This is a genomic window from Gillisia sp. CAL575 (assembly GCF_000403785.1).
Taxonomy (GTDB): domain Bacteria; phylum Bacteroidota; class Bacteroidia; order Flavobacteriales; family Flavobacteriaceae; genus Gillisia.
In genome coordinates this window covers 106,392-128,348 of the sequence record NZ_APHJ01000054.1, presented here as the reverse complement: position 1 = coordinate 128,348, position 21,957 = coordinate 106,392, and the positions used below count along the sequence as shown (strand labels likewise).

The window sequence follows — 21,957 nt, the reverse complement described above, 5'->3', positions numbered from 1 at the left end:
GTTTATAATTTATTCGCAAATATTATAGAAATGGAAAATCAAATGAAATCCCAACTAGATAAAAGTTCAAATGTGATAAGTTATAAATCGAATAACATACTTTCAATATCACTCTACATATTTCTATTTTTCACATTCAATTTGATTTCAGCACAAGACCAACAAGAAAAAGTTAAAGATTATAAACCCTTTAGTGTTGGAGCTCATTTAAAAAATATGCATACCTGGCATGGATTTGTAGTTCATCCTGGAGCTATGCTCGCTACCAACATTGAATATAACTCCCGAAATAAAAAATTCACATTCGGTTTTTGGGGAGGCGCCAGTTTTTCTACAGTAGATGTTGAAAATAAAAACACAGGAGAAAAAGAGAGTGCTTATTACCAAGAGTTTTCAATCTATTCAAAATATCGTTTTTCAGATAAATTTTTCATCGAGGCAGTATCTCACAATAATTACACTGGAGTAGAGGAAAGAGGGGATAAATTAAAGTACTGGAGTTATGATAAAACTCAAGGCTATAATTTTGTAGATGTAAATTTAGGATATAATATATCTCCCAACACCTCATTATATCTAGCCACAATTGTTGGCGGTGGCTCTGGAGATTATGAATTGCAAGAAGATGGCACTTTTAAAGATTCCTGGACTCATTATTTTGAAATTAGCAGTAAAGTTTGGAAGAACGAAGATTCTAGCCTATCTCTTTTTGCTGGTGGTGCGTGGTCTTTTATAACCGATAAAACTTTTTATACCGAAGGGAAAGGAAATATTATTAATGTAGGTGTTACCTTTAATAAACAGATTTCCATAAAAAGTTATGTATTACCAGTAGATGTAACTGCGATGTGGAATCCTGAAAAGGAAAAAACAGTGCTACAATTAGATATTACTTTATTTTAAAAAAACAATACAGATTAAATTTAATAAATACGAACAATTATGAAGACTCAAAACTTAAAACCCGTTTTAAAGAAGATGTTTTTACCAATACTGGTAATTGCATTAACTTTTAATTTGTCCAGTTGTGTAGAAGAAACTAACACTACAAAAGCAACAGTAAATAGTGCCGATGAAAAAGGAGATCTTTTTCAAAGCGATATGGATCTTACAGGTAAAAAGATTGGTTATTGTTCCCCTTCATTAAATGCACCGTACTATCAAGCATTATTACAAAGTATACAGTCTAGCACAGAAAAAAATGGAATGATATTTTTCTCTGCAGATGGTCAAGACGATATCAACAAACAAATAGCAGCTGTTGAAGATTTAATTACCAAAGGAGTTGATGTTTTATTATTAAATCCCAAAGATCCAGATGCTTTGGTTGGGGTTACTAAACTTGCCAAAGAGGCTGGAATCCCTGTTTTTATTATAGATAGCTCTATAGATCCTTCAGCAGAGTATGTCACTACAATTCAATCTAACAATTTAGCAAATGGAGCTTTAGCAGGGGAGTGGTTAGTTAAAAAAATGGGTAATAAAGAAATGAACATTGCTTTATTAAGTGGAAATGCAGGTAACCCAGTTGGTATGACCCGTAAACAGGGCTTATTGCAAGGAATAACAGAAGAGCAATTAAGAACACAAGGTAAAATTAATTTGAATGTTAAAACCCAAGCATATACAGAATGGTCTTATGCGGGAGGTTTAAAAGCTATGGAAGATATTTTAGTAGCTCATCCAGATATAAATGTAGTAATTACCGAGTCTGATGTTTGTGTTCTAGGTGCTATTAAAGCGATTAAGCAAGCTGGAAAAACTGATGATATCTTAATTGTTGCTGCTGCAGATGGACAAAAGGAAGCCATAAAATATATTATGGATACCGAATTTTATGGCTGTACCGCGATGAATAGTCCAGTACAAATTGGTAAAAATGCGGTAGAATATGCTGTACAATACATGAATGGGAAAAGAGATTTTGCTAAAACATCCTTTACAGCACCGTTATTAATTACAAAAGAGAATGCCGCAAAATATTATGACCCTAAAGCATTATTTTAATCTTTAAATTTCATTGATATGAAAACTTCGGAGAGTGAATATAGAGTTGAAATGACCGGAATATCCAAATGTTTTGGTGTTGTTAAAGTGCTCGAGAATGTAAATATAAAAGTGAAGCCTGGAGAGATTCACGCGTTACTTGGTGAAAATGGAGCTGGAAAATCTACTCTAATAAAAATATTAAGTGGTGTACATCCAAAAGATTCTGGAAAGATAGTTCTAAATGGTAAAGAAATCAATCCTAAAAACCCACATGAGGGTCAGGTTTTGGGAATTAGTGTGGTGTATCAGGAATTATCCTTAGTAAACGATCTGTCTGTTGCAGAGAATATTTATTTGCACAAATTAGGTTCGAGAAAATTCTGGATGAATTGGAAAAAAATCACCCAGGATGCACAAGAACTTATTGATTCTTTAGGTTTTAAAATTGATGCCTCAGCAAAAGTAAGAAGTCTAAGTATTGTTCAAAAGCAAGTTGTAGAAATAGCAAAGGCATTATCTGAAGACACAAAAGTTTTAGTTTTAGATGAGCCTACTACCGTTTTTGATCCTACAGATATTAAAAAATTATTCGAGAATCTTTTCAAATTAAAAGAGAAAGGGATCTCTATAATCTATATCTCGCATCACCTAGATGAAATTTTTAAAATAGCAGACTCTGTAACCGTACTTAGAGATGGAGTAGATACTGGTAGTATGGCTGTTTCAGACACAAATAAAGATGGAGTAATACGGTTGATGATTGGTAGAGAGCTAAAAGATCTATTTCCAGTACGAGATGTTAAAATTGGCGAGGTACCTATTTTAGAAGTTAAAAATCTCACAGCTAAAAACACTTTAGTACATGATGTTTCATTTTCGGTAAGACCAGGAGAGGTTTTAGGGATCGCTGGTTTGGGAGGAAGCGGTAGAACAGAAACTGCGAAGCTTATTTTTGGAGCAGATAAAAAGAAATCTGGAACTTTAATTTTAAATGGTAAAGAAATTAAAACGAAATCTCCTGTAGATGCTGCGGGTCATCAAATAGGTTTTGTTTCTGAAGACAGAAAAGAAGAAGGCGTGTTTTTGCCATTATCTATAAGACGAAATATAAGCGTAACTAATTTCGATTCTATATCCAGCAAACTGGGTTTTATTAATGTAGATAACGAGTATAAAAAAGTTTTGGGTTTAATTGAAAAATTAAATATTAAGACCCCAAATTCTGAGATCAATGTCAAAAACCTAAGTGGAGGAAATCAGCAAAAAGTTGCTCTAGCAAAATGGTTAAGCATAGATAGTAAAGTTATTTTTATTGATGAGCCAACAAGAGGAGTAGATGTAGGCGCTAAAATCGAAATTTATAAGTTGATCAATGAAGTTGCTAAAAAAGGTGTTGGAGTAGTAGTAATATCTTCAGATATGCCAGAGATAATGGGAATTTCAGATCGCATTCTTGTTATGCACAAAGGAACTTTTTATGGAGAGTTACAAAAAGATCAATTTTCCGAAGAAAATATATTACGGTACTCTATTGGGGAACCTTTAAAACAATAAAATTAATTTAAAAATCACGTTATGGCTTTAACCTTAAAACAACAACTTAGTAGTCCTGGTGGAATTCTTAAGTTCTTAGTAAAGTATAATACTATATTTATTTTTATTGTACTGGTTATATTTTCAGCATTAATTTCTGATGTATTTCTAACTTCAGTTAACCTTTCAAATTTATTAAAACAAGTCTCCGGATTAGGTATTATTAGCATCGGTATGTTAATAGTAATTCTAACTGGGGGTATAGATTTATCTGTAGGGTCTATGGTTGCGTTACTCGCTGTAATCTTTGCTCTTTTGGTAAATATGGTGATCCTACCAGTTGCTATTTTACTAACTATTATAATTGGCTTCAGTTTAGGAAGCGTCTCTGGGTATCTAGTTGCCTATCAAAAAATGGCGCCTTTTGTAGCCACATTAGCCTTAATGACTATTGCGCGAGGTTTAGGTTTTATTTATTCCAAAGGATCTCCTATTACCTTTAAAACACCAGGAGGAGAATTCATGTCTAATTTTGCTAATAATTCAACTTTAGGAATTCCAAATATTGCGATTGTGTTTTTTATTATTGTGATCATGACTATGGTTATGCTGCGTTATAACGTATTTGGAAGATTAATAATAGCTATTGGAAGTAATGAAGAAGCCTCACGATTATCGGGAATAAAAGTAAATAAATACAAGTTTTTGGTATATGCTATTTCTGGTGCTTTAGCTGCAACTGCAGCAATAATTGTGGCATCCAGAACCAACTTGGGTTCCCCAAATATGGGAATGGCTTGGGAACTTGATGCTATTGCCGCGGTAGTAATTGGCGGAGCAAGTTTAAATGGTGGAAGAGGGACAGCAATAAATACGCTTATGGGTGTTCTTATTTTAGGATTGATAGGAAACATATTAAATCTATTGAATGTACCCTCTTATCCACAACAAGTAGTAAAAGGTGTTATCATCATATTTGCAGTACTTCTTCAAAGGTTTGAGAGTAAATAATTATAAAATACTTCGATGAAAAATTATAAACTAAACAATAAAAATCTTTCTAATATTTCTGAAAGAATTTCTACACCACAATACGATAGGTCTAAACTTAAAACAGGTATTGTACATGTTGGTATTGGTGGTTTTCATAGAGCACATGAAGCCTTTTATACAGACCAGCTGTTACATGATCAATCTGTTACAGATTGGGGGATTTGTGGGGTGGCACTCTTAGATTTTGATACTAAAATATATAATACCTTAAAAGAACAAGACGGTTTATATACCTTAATCGTTAAAGAATTAGATGGCACACACACTAAACGAGTAATTGGTTCTATAGTAGAATATTTGTTTGCTCCAGAAGACCCGATAAAAGTGATTGAAAAAATGGCAAGTCCAGAGGTAAAAATTATAACCTTAACCATTACAGAAGGTGGATATAATTATAATGAAGCCACAAAAAAATTCGATTTTAGCAACCCATTAATTCAGCATGATTTAAAGCATCCGCAGTCCCCAAAGACCATATTTGGTTATTTAACGCAAGCTTTAAAACTTAGAAAAGATAGAGGCTTAAAAGGTTGTACAATTCAATCCTGCGATAATATTCAAGGCAATGGACATATGACTAGAAAAATGCTTCTTAGCTATGTTGAGTCTGCTGAACCTAATTTAGTACAATGGATAGAATCTAAGGTAACTTTTCCAAATGCAATGGTAGACAGAATTACACCTGTAACTACTCCAAGCGATATTTCTAATTTAATAGAAACCTCCGGAATAGAGGATGCCTGGCCAGTAGTTTGCGAGCCTTTTATACAATGGGTAATTGAAGATGATTTTATTGAAGGTAGACCAGCTTGGGAAACTGTAGGAGCACAGTTAGTAGAGAATGTGGTCCCTTATGAAAAGATGAAACTGAGCTTACTAAATGCCGGACATTCTGTATTAGGAATTCTTGGAGCCTTGATTGGATACTCTACGATAGACGAAGCCGTAAATAATCAAAACATCAGAGTTTTTTTAAATAATTATATGGATGTGGAAGTAACACCGGTTCTAGGCAATTTAGAAGGCATTAATTTAAAAGATTACAAACAGTCGTTATTAGAGAGGTTTGGAAACATTAACATAAAAGATCAAATAGACAGAATTTGTTCAGAAAGTTCTGCTAAGTTTCCAATTTTTATTTTACCAACAGTAAATTCACAATTAGATAATAACGGATCTATTAAATTGGCTGCATTTGTAATCGCAGCTTGGGCAATTTATAGTTTAGGGAAAGATGAAAACGGTAACGAATTGAATATCAAAGATGCATTGAAATCTCTTTTAAATGAAAAAGCTTTAGCATCAATAAACAATCCAAAAGCCTTTTTAGAAATAGCGTCTGTTTTCGGGAAACTTAAAGAGTCTCCAGCTTTCGGTGAAGCTTATACCAAGGCCTATGAAAACATCATGAATAATGGTATAGAAAAATGCGTAATTGAAATGAACACTAACCTGATATACAAAGATTAAATGAAAAATATAGTTTGTTTTGGGGAAGTTTTATGGGATGTTTTTCCCACACATAAAAAAATAGGCGGAGCACCTTTAAACGTTGCTTTACGTTTACAATCTTTAGGTAATAACGTTTCTATTATTAGTAGGATAGGAAACGATAAAAAAGGAAAAAAAATTGAAACTTATATAATAGATCAAGGAATAAATACTACTAATTTACAGGTCGATGAGAAATTAAAAACAGGAAAAGTTCAAGTAATGCTGAATCAAAAAGGATCGGCTTCCTATGATATTAAATTTCCACGAGCTTGGGATAAGATTCAGATCAACGAGAGCACTAAAAATTCAACTCAAAGAGCTGATGCCTTTATTTATGGCAGTTTAGCTGCCAGAGATGAAACATCGAGACATACTTTATATGAACTATTAAAATTAGCTAAATATAAAATCTTTGATGTAAACTTGAGAGAACCTTATTATACATCAGAAGTTTTAAATCATTTAATGAAAGAAGCAGATTTTATTAAATTTAATGATGATGAAATTTTTGAAATAGGTAAAACTTTAAATGCTAAAACGCATTCTTTAGAGGAGAATATTAAGTTTATAGCAGAACATACAAATACCAAAACTATTTGTGTGACAAAAGGACGTCATGGAGCTATTTTATATTTTAATGAAACTTATTATTATAATAGTGGCTATCAAATTGATGTTGTAGATACTGTAGGTGCTGGAGATTCTTTTTTAGCTTCATTGATTAGTAAACTAATTGCAGAAGGCGACCCACAAGAAGCAATAAATTTTGCCTGTGCAATTGGGGCTTTAGTTGCTGGAAGCGAAGGTGCAAATCCGAAAATTAATAAAGAAGACATCAATAAATTTATTCATCCTAATTAAATTAGTTTTCTAGTTCTTTATAACTAGATAGAAATACAAATCAAGAATACATTGTTTTGAGAATATCAAGTAAATAAATTTGTTAAGAATGGCGTGGAAATAATGCTGACAAGAATTATTTCTTTGGATATTGCAAAAAACGTATCGATAAAATCTAGCTTTTTATATAGTCAATTACCTCAAACGTCTATTACTGTTTTATAATAATACATATCGTTTCATCTTTGAAGTGTTAATTAAAAATAACCTCAAAAATGAAACGTTTTTTATTCCTCTTATCTATACTAATCTCACAGCTTACCTTAGCACAAGAGATTAATTCTAATTCACAAAAAGTTTGGTCCTTAAGCGACTGTATTCTATATGCTGTAGAAAATAATATCATTATTAAAGATGCAGCTTTAAATGTAGATCAGGCTACGGTTAATTATAGCAGGTCTAAATCTTCTCGATTACCAAATCTTTTTGGTAGCGCTTCCCAAACATTTTCTAATGGAAACTCTATAGATCCCATAACTAGCGCTTATGTTACAGATCAAATCTACAGCACTAATGCAAGTCTTAATAGTTCTATGACTTTGTTTCAAGGAAATCAAATTAATAATCAAATAGAACAAAGCAAATTATTACATAATCAAAGTTTGTTTTTAGAAGAAGCAGCAAGGAATGATATTACTGTAAGCATTTTAGAAAACTATTTACAAATCTTATTTGCGAAGGAAGGCATTGCTATTGCCGAAAATAATTTAACCGCTTCAGAAAAAGAAGTAGAAAGAGCAGAGGCGAGATTAGATGCAGGATCAATTGCCTTAAGTGATTACACAGAAGCACAAAGTCAAGCTGCAACAAATAAGTATGCTATTATAACTGCTAAAAACACCTATCAGCAAAACATTATAAGCTTAAAACAATTATTGGAGTTGGACCCAAATCAAGATTTGGAAATTGAAGCCTTAGATAATGTGGATTTTGTAAATATCGAACTCGATAAAATGGCTATTTATAATAAAGCTTTGGGAATACTACCAGAGGTAAATGCAAGCATCCTTGATGTTGAAGTGAGCGAAAAAGACTTAGAGATTGCAAAAGGAGCTTATTTACCAAGCCTATCCTTAGTGAGTAGCCTTGGTTCCGGTTATACAAGTATTAGAGACAACACCTTTTCAGATCAGTTTAATGTCAACTTTAATCAACGAGTAGGGCTGTCTTTAAGCATTCCTATTTTTAATAGGAATCAAACCAAAGCTGCTGTTCAAACTGCACAAATTAATATTGAAAAGGCACAGATAAGTCAACAATCGACAGTAAAAGAAGTCTATAGAAAAATAGAAACTGCCTATCAAAATTCCATATCTACCCAAGAGCAATTGGTTGCATCTGAGGCCTCTAAACTAGCTGCAGAGCAAACTTATAAACTAGCACAAAAAAAATATGAGTTAGGCGGTCTTAGTACAACAGATTTAGTGATTAGTCAAAACACGTACACCAATGCACAGCAAAACTATTTACAAGCCAAATATTTAAGTGTTTTATATCATCAACTATTAGAATTCTATCAAGGAAACGAAATCAAACTTTAATCAATAAAATCCAGATTCTCGCATGTTAAAAAGTTTATCACCAAGGGAATAAAGACTAGCAAAGCATTTGTGCCAATTATAAAACAATAAATATTAATACATGAAAACTAAAAAGAAAATTATAATAGTCAGCATCATTATGGTTGTACTTGCCGCTGTAACCTACAGTTTTATAGCGAACAACGATACTCTTATAATTGAAGCTAAAACAGTTGCAGCCAAAAGAGAAAACGTGACTACAATGGTTACAGCAACCGGAACTATGGAACCCATTACACAAGTTGAAGTGGGTACACAAGTTTCTGGAGTAGTAGAAAAAATATATGTAGACTACAATAGCGAAGTAAAAGAAGGTCAGCTTATTGCCGAATTGGATAAAACCAATCTAAATGCTGCCAAAACCCAATCCCAAGCTGCCTATGATAATGCGGTAAGTCAAAGAAGTTATATGAAAACAATCTACGACAGGCAAAAAACCTTATATGACAATCAAGTGATTAGTAAATCAGATTTTGATGATGCATTGTTCAATTACGAAACCGCAAAAGGCACAGTAACACAGCGTTATTCAGATTTACAATCGGCTAGAACCAACTTAGGTTATGCCAATATTTATTCCCCTATAAATGGAGTTGTATTATCTAGAGCCATAGACGAAGGTCAAACCGTAGCTGCGAGTTTAAGCACACCAACCCTATTTACAATCGCTCAAGATTTAAAAGAAATGCAAGTTGAAGCAGATGTGGATGAAGCAGATATTGGACAAGTAAAAGAAGGACAACGAGTAGAATTTACCGTAGATGCATATATAGGAGAAACATTTAATGGGGTAGTAACACAAGTGAGATTGGACCCTACAGTAACCTCGAACGTAGTAACATATACCGTAGTAATAAAAGCCGATAATCCAGATTTAAAGCTAAAACCAGGTTTAACAGCAACTATTTCCATTTTCACACTAGAATTGAATGATATTTTAACTGCTGAAGCTAAAGCCATCAATTTTAAACCAGAAACGGAAACTCTGGCAAGCTATAACAGTCAGCATGATTTATCTGAAAAGAGAAATAATATTTCTAAAAACGAAACGACTCTTTGGGTTTTAGGAACCAATGAATCTATTACACCTAAAATAGTAACCCTTGGAGCAAGTGATGGTGTAAATGTGCAGATCTTAAGTGGTATAAAGCAAGGTGAGAAATTAGTTTACAGTTTAAAAGGTGTTTCAAAATCTGAAGCAGCTGAGGCAAGTAAAAGTGAAAGCCCCTTTATGCCACAACGCCCAGGAGGCAAAAAAAAATAAACAACCATGACTAAAGAAATCATAAAAATAGAAGATTTAAAACGTGAGTTTATCATGGGAACCGAAACTGTTCATGCCTTAAGAGGTATTTCGTTTAGCATAAAAGAAGGAGAATTTGTAACCATTATGGGATCTAGTGGTTCTGGCAAAAGTACAATGCTCAATATTTTAGGTTGCCTAGACCAACCAACTTCAGGAATCTATGAAATTGATGGAGTGCGTGTAAAGGATTTGAGTAGAAATGAGTTGGCCACAATTAGAAACGAAAAGATTGGATTTATTTTTCAATCATATAACTTATTAGCAAGAACATCTGCTCTGGAGAACGTAGAACTTCCTTTATTATATAACAGTAAGGTATCAACACAAGAACGGAGAGAACGAGCAATTAAAGCGCTAGACATGGTTGGTTTAAGTGACAGAATGGATCATACACCTTCACAGCTTTCCGGAGGGCAACAACAACGTGTTGCTATTGCTAGATCGCTGGTAAACAATCCGGTTATGATCCTTGCAGATGAAGCTACAGGAAATCTAGATACAAGAACTTCGTATGAAATCATGTCCTTATTTCAAGATTTAAATAAGCAAGGCATAACCATCACATTTGTGACGCACGAATCGGATATCGCGAAATTTAGTAACAGAACGGTTGTATTAAAAGATGGAAAGATCATGCAAGATTATAATAATCTAAATGTACAATCTGCTGCGGAACAATTAGCCAAATTACCTAAACAAGAGGATTAATTATGAGACTATTAAATTTATTTAAAATTGCTAGCAAAGCTATCATTCTCAATAAAACCAGAACCTTGCTAACCATGTTAGGAATTATCATAGGTGTGGCATCTGTAATAGCAATGTTGGCTATTGGTGAAGGCTCCAAAGAAAGTATTAGAGAAACCATTTCAAGTATGGGTTCTAACATGATAACTGTTAGACCAGGATCGGATGTACGTGGTGGCGTAAGACAAGAACGAAGCGCTATGGAAACATTAACGCTCGATGATTATTTTGCCATTAAGGAACAAGCAAGCTTATTAACCTACATATCCCCAGTGGTTGATGGCTCAGGACAAGTAATTAATGGCTCGAACAACTGGCCATCTAGTATTTATGGCGTTAATCCAGACTATTTGAAGATTAAAGTAGTCGATTTACAAAGCGGAAGCATGTTTACAGATTCAGAAGTAAAATCGGCTTCAAAGGTGGCTATAATTGGTCAAACGGTGGTAGACAATATTTTTACTGATGGCCAAGACCCGTAGGCCAAATGATTCGGTTTAATAATATTCCGTTTAAAGTAATTGGTGTTTTAGAAGAAAAAGGAGAAAACACCTTTGGTCAAGATCAAGATGATGTGGTGATTGCGCCCTACACTACAGTACAAAAACGTATTTTGGCAATAGACCATTTAGAACAAGTGGTTGCATCTGCAATTAGTGAAGAAAGTGCACCTGATGCCGTTACTCAAGTGACTGAAATTTTACGTACACAGCATAAATTATCTGATAATGAAGAAGACGATTTTCATGTGCGTTCCATGGAAGAATTAATTTCAACATTTAGTTCTACAAGTGATATGTTAACTATTCTATTAGTGGCAATTGCAAGTATCTCATTATTAATTGGTGGTATTGGAATTATGAATATTATGTACGTTTCTGTAAAGGAACGCACAAAAGAAATCGGTTTACGTATGGCAGTAGGAGGAAAGGGGTCGGATATTTTAATGCAGTTTTTAATTGAAGCCATATTAATAAGCATCACCGGCGGAATATTGGGAGTATTGTTAGGCCTAGGAGCAACGGTTTTCATTGAGAAATTCTTAAATTGGCCTACCAGTGTAGCTTTGTATTCTATTGTGATATCTTTTGTGGTATGTGCTTTAACAGGAATATTTTTTGGATGGTACCCTGCGAGAAAAGCATCAGCTTTAGATCCAATCACAGCGCTGCGTTATGAGTAATGTTTAAACAAAAACTAATTTGTAAATTCAAATATGAGATTCAATTTTTTAGCTATCGTAATTTTAAGTTGTTTGTTCGTTTCATGCAATAATAAAAATAATACAAAATCGAATGAAGACTCATCAGCTAATGAGGAGTCCTCAATGATATTTCAAAATAAGGGACACGAATTGGTCTATGGAATGTCACAGAAAGTGGGAGACTATAATAGTTTATTCAGCAAGAAAAATGTAAAATATACTTATACCTATCAAACCCCCGATAATAAAAAAGATGTATCTACAGAAATTTACCTTTTTGATGGAGAGCTATCTTACGGAAATTATAAGACCCACGAAAGGACTTTACCCGAACTAGAAGGATTAATAGAACAAGGTTATGACGGAAAGGAATTCTGGCTAAAACATAATGGAAATATCCTTGATGAAACAGCGCTTTTAAAAAAAGTTATTTTTAATCGTCCCACTAATTTTTACTGGTTTACCATGATGCAAAAATTATTGGATCCTGGTTTAAATTACGAGTATTTAGGAGAGAAAACGATAAGCAATCAGTTTTATGATATCGTAAAGGTCACGTTTGAAACTGAAGACGATAAACCAACAGATATTTACCAACTTTATATAAACAGGAAAACAGCTTTAGTAGATCAATTTCTCTTTACTGTAGCAGATTTTGGGGTGATGGAAATCCCTAATTTAATGCTGTTGAAATATGAAAATATTGATGGAATTTTAATACCAACACAACGCAAATACAAAAAATCGACCTGGGATGCTGAGGTATCAGAAGAACCTTGGACACGAGTAACTTGGTCTGATATTAAATTCAATACAAGTATCACAAAAAAAGATTTTAAAAAGGAAAACAATATCCCTGTTCAGGATTTATAGCTTTTGAAAAAGCCAAATGATAGAGCAAAGAGTAAATTAATTAAATAACTATCCTAAAAAGCTCAAAATGAAAAATAATCAGAAACTCACTTATTTTCTTTTACGCGTTATAATTGGGGTGAGTATGTTTGGCCACGGACTTGTGCGGCTTCCTAAAATTGAAGCCTTCAGCAATGGGATGGTAGATAAATTTCAGACCACTATAATACCAGAAATGTTAGTCGAACCATTTGGTTACGTTTTGACAGTCGCAGAGTTTATATTAGGACTTCTTTTAATTTTGGGACTACTAACAAAACAAGTGCTTGTTGCAAGTATTCTAACAATGACAGTTTTAGTCTTTGGTAGTACGGCGATGGAGAATTGGCCTGTAATTGATTCTCAATTAATTCATGCTATTATTTTTGCATTTCTCTTGTGGAATTTGGATTATAATGCATGGTCGCTAGATTCAACGAAGAAATTTAAGAAATAAAATAGCCGTTTTTATACCACATAATATATTCAAAAATACAAATGCATAAAAACCAGAAAATAACAATCTTATCACATGTACTAGTGTGGATTGTATTATTCAGTATGCCTTATATATTGTCATACGGAGAAGAACAGGAGCTGAATAGAGTGATTGCACATTTTTGGCTTCCGTTGGTATTTTATGCTTTGATCTTTTACATCAATTATTTTTTTCTAATTGATCGGTTTTTATTTAATAAAAAAACCATGCTTTTTGTGATTGTAAATGGGGTAATTATTGTTTTTTTTCTGTTACTCAAAGAATACATTGAAGAAGTCTACTTTCAAGATCTCATGCGCAAGTCGCGGCAAGATAAGAATGCTGCGGGACCACCTTTCAAAATGTTTATTTATGTACAAATGCTTTCCTATTTCGCGCCTTTATTGTTTTCTATTGCTGTAAAAACTACTAAACGCTGGGTACAAACAGAGGCTGAACGTAAAGAAGCTGTAAACATTAAACTTAAGTCTGAACTGCAACATCTGCATTATCAGTTGCAGCCACATTTCTTTTTTAATTCGTTAAACAACATCTATGCATTAGTAGATATTTCACCAGAACAAGCCAAATCATCTATACATAGTTTAAGTAAACTCATGCGTTATATGTTGTATGATACCAATGAGGAATTGGTTTCACTTTCTAAGGAAATAGATTTCATGAAAAAGTATATAGATTTAATGAAATTGCGGGTGTCAGATAAAACAGAAGTAACTTATTGTTTTCCTTCACAAGAAACTGGAATTAAAATAGCGCCCTTATTATTCATTTCATTAATTGAAAATGCTTTTAAACATGGAGTGTCGGCTAGTAAAGAAAGTTCTATTCTTATAAACATGACTACTAATAATAAAACAGTATTCTTTAGTATTGAAAATGATAATTTCCCCAAAAAAATAAATGATAAAAGTGGTTCTGGAATAGGACTTCCTAACGTTGAGAAGCGTTTGGAGTTGTTATATCCAAACAAAAATAGCTTTAAAACCAGCGTAATAGAAAATCGATTTGTAGTGCAATTAGAAATTGAAACCAGCTAAAATATGGGTAGCATAAAAATATCTTGTGTTATTGTAGATGATGAACCAATGGCTCTGAATTTAGTAGAATCTTATGTTGAAAAAACTCCTTTTTTAGTACTCAAAAAAAAGTGTAGTAGTGCTATAGATGCGATGGAATTTATTAAAACCGAATCTGTAGATCTATTATTCTTAGACATTCAAATGCCAGATCTAACCGGAATCGAATTTTCTAAAATGCTTCCTAAAGATACTCGAGTTATTTTCACTACTGCTTTTGATCAATATGCCTTAGAAGGCTTTAAAGTGGAAGCTTTAGATTATCTTTTAAAACCATTTGATTACGCCGAATTTCTTGCAGCAGCCAATAAAGCACATAGTTGGTTTAAGTTGGTAAAAGGAAAACAGGAAAATATCATTTCCGAAGAAAAAGAATTCCTTTTCGTGAAATCCGGATACAAACAACTCCGCATTAAACTATCAGATGTCTTATATTTTGAAGGACTTAAAGATTATATTAAAATTTGGCTGAAAGATAATCCAAAACCTATTCTAACATTAATGAGTTTAAAAGCTCTAGAAGAAGAATTGCCAGAGACTAAATTTATGCGTGTGCATCGATCGTTTATAGTTTCTTTAAAAAACATTGAAGTTATCGAGCGTAGTCAGATAATCATCAACAACCAACGCATTACGGTTTCAGAGCAGTACAAACCTAATTTTTTGGCTTTTGTAAATAAAAATTCTTTCAAGCCATAATACATTAAATGTTTTCAATGAATCAACCACTTATATTGACTTGATGATTGATAGCGTGTGGAGTTGGTCCCGAATGATGTCGAGAGTTATAAGTGGAGTAAATATGTAAAACATAGAGCTTAAAAATATAGAATTAACTAGTACAGGCACTACGCTTTAAAAGCATGTATTCCCCTTTATTCTTAAACTCCCTAATGGACATTCCTACATAACGTTTAAAGGTTTTCGAAAGATGACTCACATCTGTAAATGCCAATTCATCTGCAATTTCAGTTAAGGTATAATCAGAATTCAACAAACGAATTTCCACCAGCTTAAGCTTGGCTTTAATAATATATTCACGCAGCGAAATATGTACTTGTTTTCTAAAGAATTCACTCACATAAGTTGGTGACATAGAAAATGTACTTGCCAAATGCTCCACTCTTAAAAAAGCGGGATTATCTATATGCTTATTAATATATGTGAGCATCTTTGTAATTCTTTCATCAGCATTCGTTTCCTTCACCTCATAAAAATCAGCTTTTTTAATATTTCTGATGAGGATTTCCAAAACACTAGTCATTAAGCTCGTAATAAGTACAAGCGCTTCATCTCCATAATTCCTTGATTCCTGTAAGATCATAGATATAAGACTCTTCAAATGCTGTCTATCTACATCATTTTTTATAATATCTCCAGGCAACTGATTGTAATTAGAGAGGATATAGGAAGCTTCCTTAAACCATTCATTTCTATCTATCGTAATTCGATTGGAGTTTTTAAAAATTGAATCTGTAAATTTTAAGAAGACAAACTGGGTAGGGCTTTTAATATTAAAGGAATGGCACTTTAAAGATGGCAGCAAAAATATGCTGTCTTTGCCATACGGAGTTTCGTTATAGTTAATACATTGTGTGCCTTCCCCATCTTTTATAAAAACCAATTCAAAAAAATTGTTCTTTACAGGACGTTGTTTCCAATCGGATAATTCAATTTCTTGTATTTCGAAAGGTTTATAAGCTTCTAAAACTTGCATATCACTCAGTTTTAGGTCAAAACTATATAATATTTGAATATAAAGCGAAATTATCTTTCAATTTTCCTTTAAAAATACATAAATACCCTTTTATTATACCAATTATGCCGGTAATTCTACTATATCTTTGTACTGACTTTAAAAGTAAATTGAAGCATTTAGAAAACACAAATTATGAAAGCAATAGGATTTAAAAAATCATTACCAATATCAGATAAAGAAAGTTTCATTGAGTTTGAAACTGAAACACCTTCACCTAAAGGATATGACATTTTAGTAAAGGTTCAGGCAAATTCTGTGAATCCGGTTGATTTTAAAATACGGCAGAACGCAGCTAGAGATGAAGTTTTAGAAACTCCCAAAGTTATTGGTTGGGATGCTGTTGGAATTGTAGAAGCAGTAGGAGAGAAGACCTCTAAATTTAAAGTGGGCGATGCTGTATTTTACGCTGGCGATATTACCAGAAGCGGAAGTAATGCAGAATTTCAATTGGTAGATGAGCGCATTGTTGGCAAGAAACCTAAAAACCTGAGTATTGCTGAAGCAGCTGCTATGCCTTTAACTAGTTTAACTGCTTATGAAGCCTTGTTTGACCGTATCAGAATAGACCCGGAAAAAGACAAAGGGAAATCGGTGTTGATCTTGGCTGGTGCTGGGGGAGTAGGTTCTATCGCTATTCAGTTAGCTAAGAAATTAGGAAATTTAACCGTAATCGCCACGGCTTCTCGCGAAGATTCTATTGAATGGTGTAAAGATCTAGGAGCAGATTTTGTAGTAAATCACCATCATTTAAAAGAAGATTTAGAAAAAATTGGTTATAGCCAGGTTAACTATATTTTAGATTTTGTAGATCTTGAAGGCTATTGGGAAACTGCAACAGAGATCATTAAACCACAGGGGCATATTGTATCTATTACAGGTAGTAGTAAGCCTTTAAATCTAGATCTGCTGAAAAATAAAAGTGTTACTTTTTCTTGGGAGTTAATGTACACCCGATCTATGTTCACCACAGAAGATATAGAAAGACAACACGAGATTTTAAACCATGTTGCAGATCTTCTGGATAACGGCACTTTAAAATCTACCTTAACAACTACTTTAAATGGCTTTACGGTAGAGAATTTAAAAGAAGCACATAGACTTCAAGAATCTGGTAAGTCTATTGGTAAAACCGTGATTTTATTCTAAACATCTTTCTTTTAATCGATAGAATTCCCCAAGGCTCTGCCCCGGTTTAGTATCGATACTTTTAAGAAACAAGATTCAAGAATCGAGATTTAAGACAAAAAAATCTAGTTTCTTGGTTCTTGTAGCGCAGCGATCTTGATTTTGATAACTCGATGGCTCTGTTTCAAAATAGTTAATTTAAGAAGAAAATAAATAGAATGCCATCGCATTTTATAAAATGGCCTATGAAGGGAATCCTTCTAAGGCCATTGAATTATATATTGGTGATGATTATATTCAGCATAATCCTAATGTTGCTAATGGCACTAAAGGATTTATAGCATATTTCGACCGAATGCAACAAGAGTATCCTGAAAAAACCATCGAATTTTTACGATGCATTGCAGAAGGTGACCTGGAATCTTTACATACCCACCAAACTTGGCCAGACTATGATGAATATGTTACTATGGACTTTTTTCGTTTTGATGAAAAAGGGAAAAAATGTGAACATTGGGATTCCATCCAACAAATTCCTAAAACTTTTGCGAATAAAAATACGATGTACTAAATATCACATTTCAAATAACTATTAGCTCAGTAGGCTAAAATTCCTAATTAGTGTCTTTTAAACATTGAATTTCAAGCAATTTAAAAGGCAAGGTTTATTATTATTCCCTCATTTTTAAAAAATAAATCTTCTTGTTTACTGAATCCAATTTATTTAAAATCAGTATTTTATATTATATTTCAATCTTAATAATATGTTTTTTAAGTGTGACTAAAAAACCAAATTCTACTCAAAACCTAAAAGCTTCTTAAAAGATTGTCCTTAGTTGGTTTTATGATTAATTTTAGTAGCAAATTCTGAATAATCAAAAATTTAGAATTCTAAAAGCAAATATCATAATCACTAAATACCATAATAATGGCAAAAAAATCGAAGCAAGATAATGCTGAAACCAAAAAGATCGAGCAGCTAAAAAAGGATCATTGGGAAATGAAAGATAGCACCATGACTACCAATCAAGGGCTTAAAGTAAACGATACCAATAACTCTCTTAAATCTGGAGAACGAGGTTCTACTTTGTTGGAAGATTTTCTACTGAGAGAAAAAATATCACATTTTGATCATGAACGTATTCCAGAAAGAATTGTACACGCTCGTGGGAGTGGTGCGCATGGCTATTTCGAACTATCTAAAGACATGTCGGAATTCACAAAAGCTGGGATACTTACCGATACCAATAGAAGGACTCCCGTATTTGTCCGTTTTTCTACAGTAGCGGGTTCTAAAGGTTCTCCAGATCTGGCACGTGATGTTCGAGGCTTTGCAGTTAAATTTTATACAGAAGAAGGAACCTGGGATTTGGTAGGTAATAACATGCCTATTTTCTTTATTCAAGATGCTATGAAGTTTCCAGATCTTATTCACTCTGTAAAACCTGAACCAAATAAAGAAATTCCACAGGCAGCTTCTGCACACGATACTTTTTATGATTTTGTTTCGCTAACTACAGAAACCTTGCATAATCATATCTGGGCAATGAGTGACCGTGCTATTCCGCGGAGTTTGAGAATGATGGAAGGTTTTGGAATTCATACCTTTAGATTGATTAACGAGAAGAATGAATCTCATTTTGTGAAATTCCATTGGAAACCAAAATTAGGAGTGCATTCTGTAACTTGGGAAGAAGCAGTAAAAATTAATGGAGCCGATGCCGATTTCCACCGTCGTGATCTTTGGGATGCTATTGAAGCTGGACAATTCCCGGAATGGGAATTAGGCTTACAAATAGTTCCTGAAGCAGATGAACATAAATTTGATTTCGATCTATTAGATCCTACAAAACTGATCCCAGAAGAAATGGTTCCTGTGACAATCGTTGGGAAAATGGTATTAAATAGAAATCCTGAAAACTTCTTTGCTGAAACCGAGCAGGTAGCTTTCTTACCAGGACATATAGTTCCTGGAATTGACTTTTCTAACGATCCACTTTTGCAAGGCCGTTTGTTTTCTTATAGAGATACACAACTCTCTAGATTGGGAACTCCTAACTTCCATCAGATTCCAATAAACCAACCCGTAGTTCCAATTCATAACAATCAACGGGATGGACAAATGCAAGCGAGTATTCCAAAAGGACAAACTGCTTATTTTCCAAACTCTTTAAGTGGAGGATGCCCTCATCTTGCTAAAATGTCTGAAGGTGCATTTCATTCTTATGAAGAGCGCATAGATGCTAAAAAGATCCGTAGTCGAAGTGAAAGTTTTAGTGATCATTTCTCTCAACCTGCACTTTTTTACCGAAGCTTAGCATCATGGGAACAAGAGCATGTAGCAGGAGCCTATACTTTTGAGTTGGGTAAATGTATGCATGACCATATTAAGGAGCGTATGTTGTGGCTTATTGCTCAAATAGACGAAGATCTAGCCGGCAAAGTAGCAGATGGATTAGGAATGAAAGTTCCTAATAATATCCAGAAACCAATTAATCAGGCTATTGGTGCAGATGCAGATCCTAAGAAGCACGAACCGGGACCTAAGAAAAATTATCTGGATGCTTCTCCCGCATTAAGCCAGGCAAATACCAAGTTTAATAGTATTGCTACCCGCCAGGTAGCTGTGTTGTTGGCAGATGGTTTTGATGCGAAGAGCTTTAATGCGATGAAAGATATGTTAGAGAAAGAAGGAGCCAAAGCTAAACTGATTGCACCACATGGTGGAACAGTTAAGGATTCTGACGATAATAAACACAAGTTAGATGCTGCAATCATGACCACAGAAAGTGTTCTTTTTGATGCAGTTTATATTCCAGATGGAAAAAAATCTGTAGATGCCTTATTGAAACAAGCCAAGTTCATCAAATTTGTGAACGAAGCCTTTAAACATTGTAAGGCGATTGCTGCCGATGGAGAAGGGGAGCGCTTGTTAAAAGCTACTTTTGTAAAAGATCATATGGAGGATAAAGCTGTTCATCTAAATGAGCAACCAGAAGCATTTAAGAAAAGTATGGCACAACACCGTAACTGGGACCGTAGAAGTATTACGGATTCTATTCCGGTATAATTGATTATATCATTTTATATTTAAAAGCCATCCGAAAGGGTGGTTTTTTTGTTGCATCAATTTCAGAATTAATTCAAATTTTGGAGTGAAAATGTAGAGAAAATTAAAAATCCCGAGAAACCTAAGTTTCTCGGGATCTTTAAATACATTAAATAAACCTTATTTCTTCGATGGATCTACATCAGTAGATTTAACCTTATATTGATTCTCTTGATATTCTTTACACATCTTCACAAACTTTTTTGGTAAGATAGTTCTAAATTCATGTGAATCCTGTGGGATCACTTCTACCATTTTATCTATCATCTCTTGAGGATCAAACTGGTTTTCTCCCATTTCTTTGGCTGCAGCTTCTATCTTCTTCTTAGGGGTGAAATGGTAATCTTCATCAAACCATTGTACATAGTTATCATACATTCTATCATTAAAGCCAGTTTCATAAGGCCCAGGATTGATAGTTGCAACAGACAATCCCATTGGGGTTAGTTCATCTCTCAAAGATTGCACAATAGCTTCAAGCGCATGTTTGGAGGCATTATAAGCTCCCAAGTAAGGCGATGTAGTAAGTCCGGCAATTGAGGAAACGAAAATTAATTTTCCTTTTCCTTTTTCAACCATTTTCTTAATAAAAGGTTGTGCAAATTCCAGAGTAGAAAACACATTAGTTTCCATTACTTCTCGAATAAGATCTACAGGCATTTCAGAAACTGGTCCAGAATGGCCAATTCCAGCATTATTCACCAAGATATCTACATCGTATTCCCATGCTTTCTGGCAATCCATAGGATCTAAAATATTCAATTTTATGATCTGGATCTTATCTTCTAAACCTTCTTTCTTAATGACTTCTAACAATCTGGATTTTTGTTCCCATTTATGAACTCCTGCAATAACTTTATGTCCTTTTTTTGCTAAGCCCAATGCGGTTCCTTTTCCTAATCCCGATCCTGCTCCTGTAATTAATATTGTTTTCTTAGTCATTTTTTATAATTTTTAAACAAGATAAAAATGATCTCTTTAGACCTCTTTAATTTTAGCAAAGTTTAGGATTGGAATTAACTAGATTTTAAAGATTACTTCAATATTACTACAGCCACTTTTCAAACTTTTACTTCTCATAAATTCAAATTAAAAATATTTTCTATCTAACAGAAGCTAGAAAAGATCTTAACTGAAATAACTCAACTTACCACAAGTAATAAAACCGATTATACTGAGATGTATTGTATCTTGAACAAAATCCTATGAAGATAATTTCCTGCAAAAAAACCTCATATAATTAGAGAGAATGCAGGAATATCTGGAAAGTTTAAAAACAAGATTTTAAACATCATCTGGATCAACATTTCAGTAAAGTATAGATTATGGGAGAAATAGCCACTTCAAAAAGACAGATCACATTATATTATAACTCAAATTCAGGAAGAGCAAAACAAACTCTCGCCTACGCAAAAGCTGAAGGCATTCCTATTCAGGAAATAGATCTCTTAAAAACAAAACTTACCGGAACTCAAATTGCAGAGCTTGCCGATAAATTAAATCTTAAAGTTGCAGATCTTGTAAATCAAGAACACCCTGCTTATACCTCACAATTTGAACATCATGAATTCTCTACAGACGATTGGATAAAAATGATCCAGCACAATCCAGAAATTATGAATCAACCTATTGCTTTAAGAGGTGATATTACTATTTTAGTAAAAACTCCAACAGATATTATTAATATTTAGT

19 protein-coding genes and 1 pseudogene are annotated in these 21,957 nt (G+C 33.5%); 18 read left to right on the top strand and 2 right to left on the bottom strand.

Annotation, left to right across the window (positions count from 1 at the left end; translation table 11 throughout):
• The first annotated feature begins 30 nt into the window (after positions 1 to 30).
• The 14 genes and pseudogenes from I130_RS15275 (at position 31) to I130_RS15210 (ending at position 14,971) form a co-directional block, all read left to right on the top strand.
• On the top strand, positions 31 to 903 hold the full coding sequence (locus tag I130_RS15275) for a hypothetical protein (protein ID WP_232224195.1): 873 nt from the start codon (positions 31 to 33) through the stop codon (positions 901 to 903).
• 39 nt (positions 904 to 942) lie between these two features.
• The gene (locus I130_RS15270; RefSeq protein WP_034925238.1) at positions 943 to 2,007 is read left to right on the top strand and encodes a substrate-binding domain-containing protein; all 1,065 of its coding nucleotides are present in this window, start codon (positions 943 to 945) and stop codon (positions 2,005 to 2,007) included.
• A gap of 18 nt (positions 2,008 to 2,025) precedes the next feature.
• Entirely contained in the window at positions 2,026 to 3,543 is a 1,518-nt protein-coding gene (locus I130_RS15265) for a sugar ABC transporter ATP-binding protein (protein WP_034925234.1), read from the top strand.
• A 21-nt stretch (positions 3,544 to 3,564) separates the two neighbouring features.
• Positions 3,565 to 4,533 (top strand): ABC transporter permease, encoded by a 969-nt coding sequence (locus I130_RS15260; RefSeq protein WP_034925231.1) that lies wholly within the window; start codon positions 3,565 to 3,567, stop codon positions 4,531 to 4,533.
• 15 nt (positions 4,534 to 4,548) lie between these two features.
• Complete coding sequence (locus I130_RS15255) at positions 4,549 to 6,045, top strand: mannitol dehydrogenase family protein (protein ID WP_034925228.1); 1,497 nt, start codon at positions 4,549 to 4,551, stop codon at positions 6,043 to 6,045.
• On the top strand, positions 6,046 to 6,930 hold the full coding sequence (locus I130_RS15250) for a carbohydrate kinase family protein (protein ID WP_034925225.1): 885 nt from the start codon (positions 6,046 to 6,048) through the stop codon (positions 6,928 to 6,930).
• Between the two features lie 254 nt (positions 6,931 to 7,184).
• On the top strand, positions 7,185 to 8,510 hold the full coding sequence (locus tag I130_RS15245; protein WP_034925223.1) for a TolC family protein: 1,326 nt from the start codon (positions 7,185 to 7,187) through the stop codon (positions 8,508 to 8,510).
• Between the two features lie 100 nt (positions 8,511 to 8,610).
• Positions 8,611 to 9,813, top strand: coding sequence for an efflux RND transporter periplasmic adaptor subunit (locus I130_RS15240; RefSeq protein WP_034925220.1), 1,203 nt, complete (start codon positions 8,611 to 8,613; stop codon positions 9,811 to 9,813).
• A 6-nt stretch (positions 9,814 to 9,819) separates the two neighbouring features.
• The gene (locus I130_RS15235; protein WP_034925218.1) at positions 9,820 to 10,563 is read left to right on the top strand and encodes an ABC transporter ATP-binding protein; all 744 of its coding nucleotides are present in this window, start codon (positions 9,820 to 9,822) and stop codon (positions 10,561 to 10,563) included.
• Positions 10,564 to 10,565: 2 nt separating this feature from the next.
• Positions 10,566 to 11,785: pseudogene (locus I130_RS15230) on the top strand (ABC transporter permease).
• A gap of 33 nt (positions 11,786 to 11,818) precedes the next feature.
• Positions 11,819 to 12,679 carry a DUF6503 family protein gene (locus tag I130_RS15225; RefSeq protein WP_034925215.1) on the top strand — a complete coding sequence of 287 codons (861 nt, stop codon included), beginning with the start codon at positions 11,819 to 11,821 and terminating at the stop codon, positions 12,677 to 12,679.
• A gap of 67 nt (positions 12,680 to 12,746) precedes the next feature.
• Positions 12,747 to 13,154, top strand: a complete 408-nt coding sequence (locus tag I130_RS15220; protein ID WP_034925213.1) for a DoxX family membrane protein — start codon at positions 12,747 to 12,749, stop codon at positions 13,152 to 13,154.
• Between the two features lie 41 nt (positions 13,155 to 13,195).
• A complete protein-coding gene (locus tag I130_RS15215; protein ID WP_034925210.1) occupies positions 13,196 to 14,233 on the top strand; it encodes a sensor histidine kinase in 1,038 nt (345 codons plus the stop codon).
• Between the two features lie 3 nt (positions 14,234 to 14,236).
• The gene (locus I130_RS15210) at positions 14,237 to 14,971 is read left to right on the top strand and encodes a LytR/AlgR family response regulator transcription factor (RefSeq protein ID WP_198012063.1); all 735 of its coding nucleotides are present in this window, start codon (positions 14,237 to 14,239) and stop codon (positions 14,969 to 14,971) included.
• A gap of 133 nt (positions 14,972 to 15,104) precedes the next feature.
• On the opposite strand, the gene I130_RS15205 is transcribed toward I130_RS15210, so the two are convergent.
• Positions 15,105 to 15,989, bottom strand: a complete 885-nt coding sequence (locus I130_RS15205; RefSeq protein WP_034925208.1) for an AraC family transcriptional regulator — start codon at positions 15,987 to 15,989, stop codon at positions 15,105 to 15,107.
• A gap of 174 nt (positions 15,990 to 16,163) precedes the next feature.
• On the opposite strand from I130_RS15205, the gene I130_RS15200 reads away from it, so the two are divergent.
• The 3 genes from I130_RS15200 (at position 16,164) to I130_RS15190 (ending at position 20,226) form a co-directional block, all read left to right on the top strand.
• On the top strand, positions 16,164 to 17,177 hold the full coding sequence (locus I130_RS15200; RefSeq protein ID WP_034925205.1) for a zinc-binding alcohol dehydrogenase family protein: 1,014 nt from the start codon (positions 16,164 to 16,166) through the stop codon (positions 17,175 to 17,177).
• A gap of 217 nt (positions 17,178 to 17,394) precedes the next feature.
• Positions 17,395 to 17,727 (top strand): nuclear transport factor 2 family protein, encoded by a 333-nt coding sequence (locus tag I130_RS15195; protein WP_051119739.1) that lies wholly within the window; start codon positions 17,395 to 17,397, stop codon positions 17,725 to 17,727.
• 357 nt (positions 17,728 to 18,084) lie between these two features.
• Positions 18,085 to 20,226: a catalase gene (locus I130_RS15190; protein WP_034925200.1), complete on the top strand. Its 2,142-nt coding sequence runs from the start codon at positions 18,085 to 18,087 to the stop codon at positions 20,224 to 20,226.
• A gap of 159 nt (positions 20,227 to 20,385) precedes the next feature.
• Here the strand turns inward: I130_RS15190 and I130_RS15185 are convergent, their stop codons facing one another.
• The gene (locus I130_RS15185) at positions 20,386 to 21,207 is read right to left on the bottom strand and encodes an SDR family oxidoreductase (RefSeq protein WP_034925197.1); all 822 of its coding nucleotides are present in this window, start codon (positions 21,205 to 21,207) and stop codon (positions 20,386 to 20,388) included.
• Between the two features lie 383 nt (positions 21,208 to 21,590).
• On the opposite strand from I130_RS15185, the gene I130_RS15180 reads away from it, so the two are divergent.
• Positions 21,591 to 21,956: an arsenate reductase family protein gene (locus I130_RS15180; RefSeq protein ID WP_034925194.1), complete on the top strand. Its 366-nt coding sequence runs from the start codon at positions 21,591 to 21,593 to the stop codon at positions 21,954 to 21,956.
• The last annotated feature ends 1 nt before the right edge of the window (position 21,957 follow it).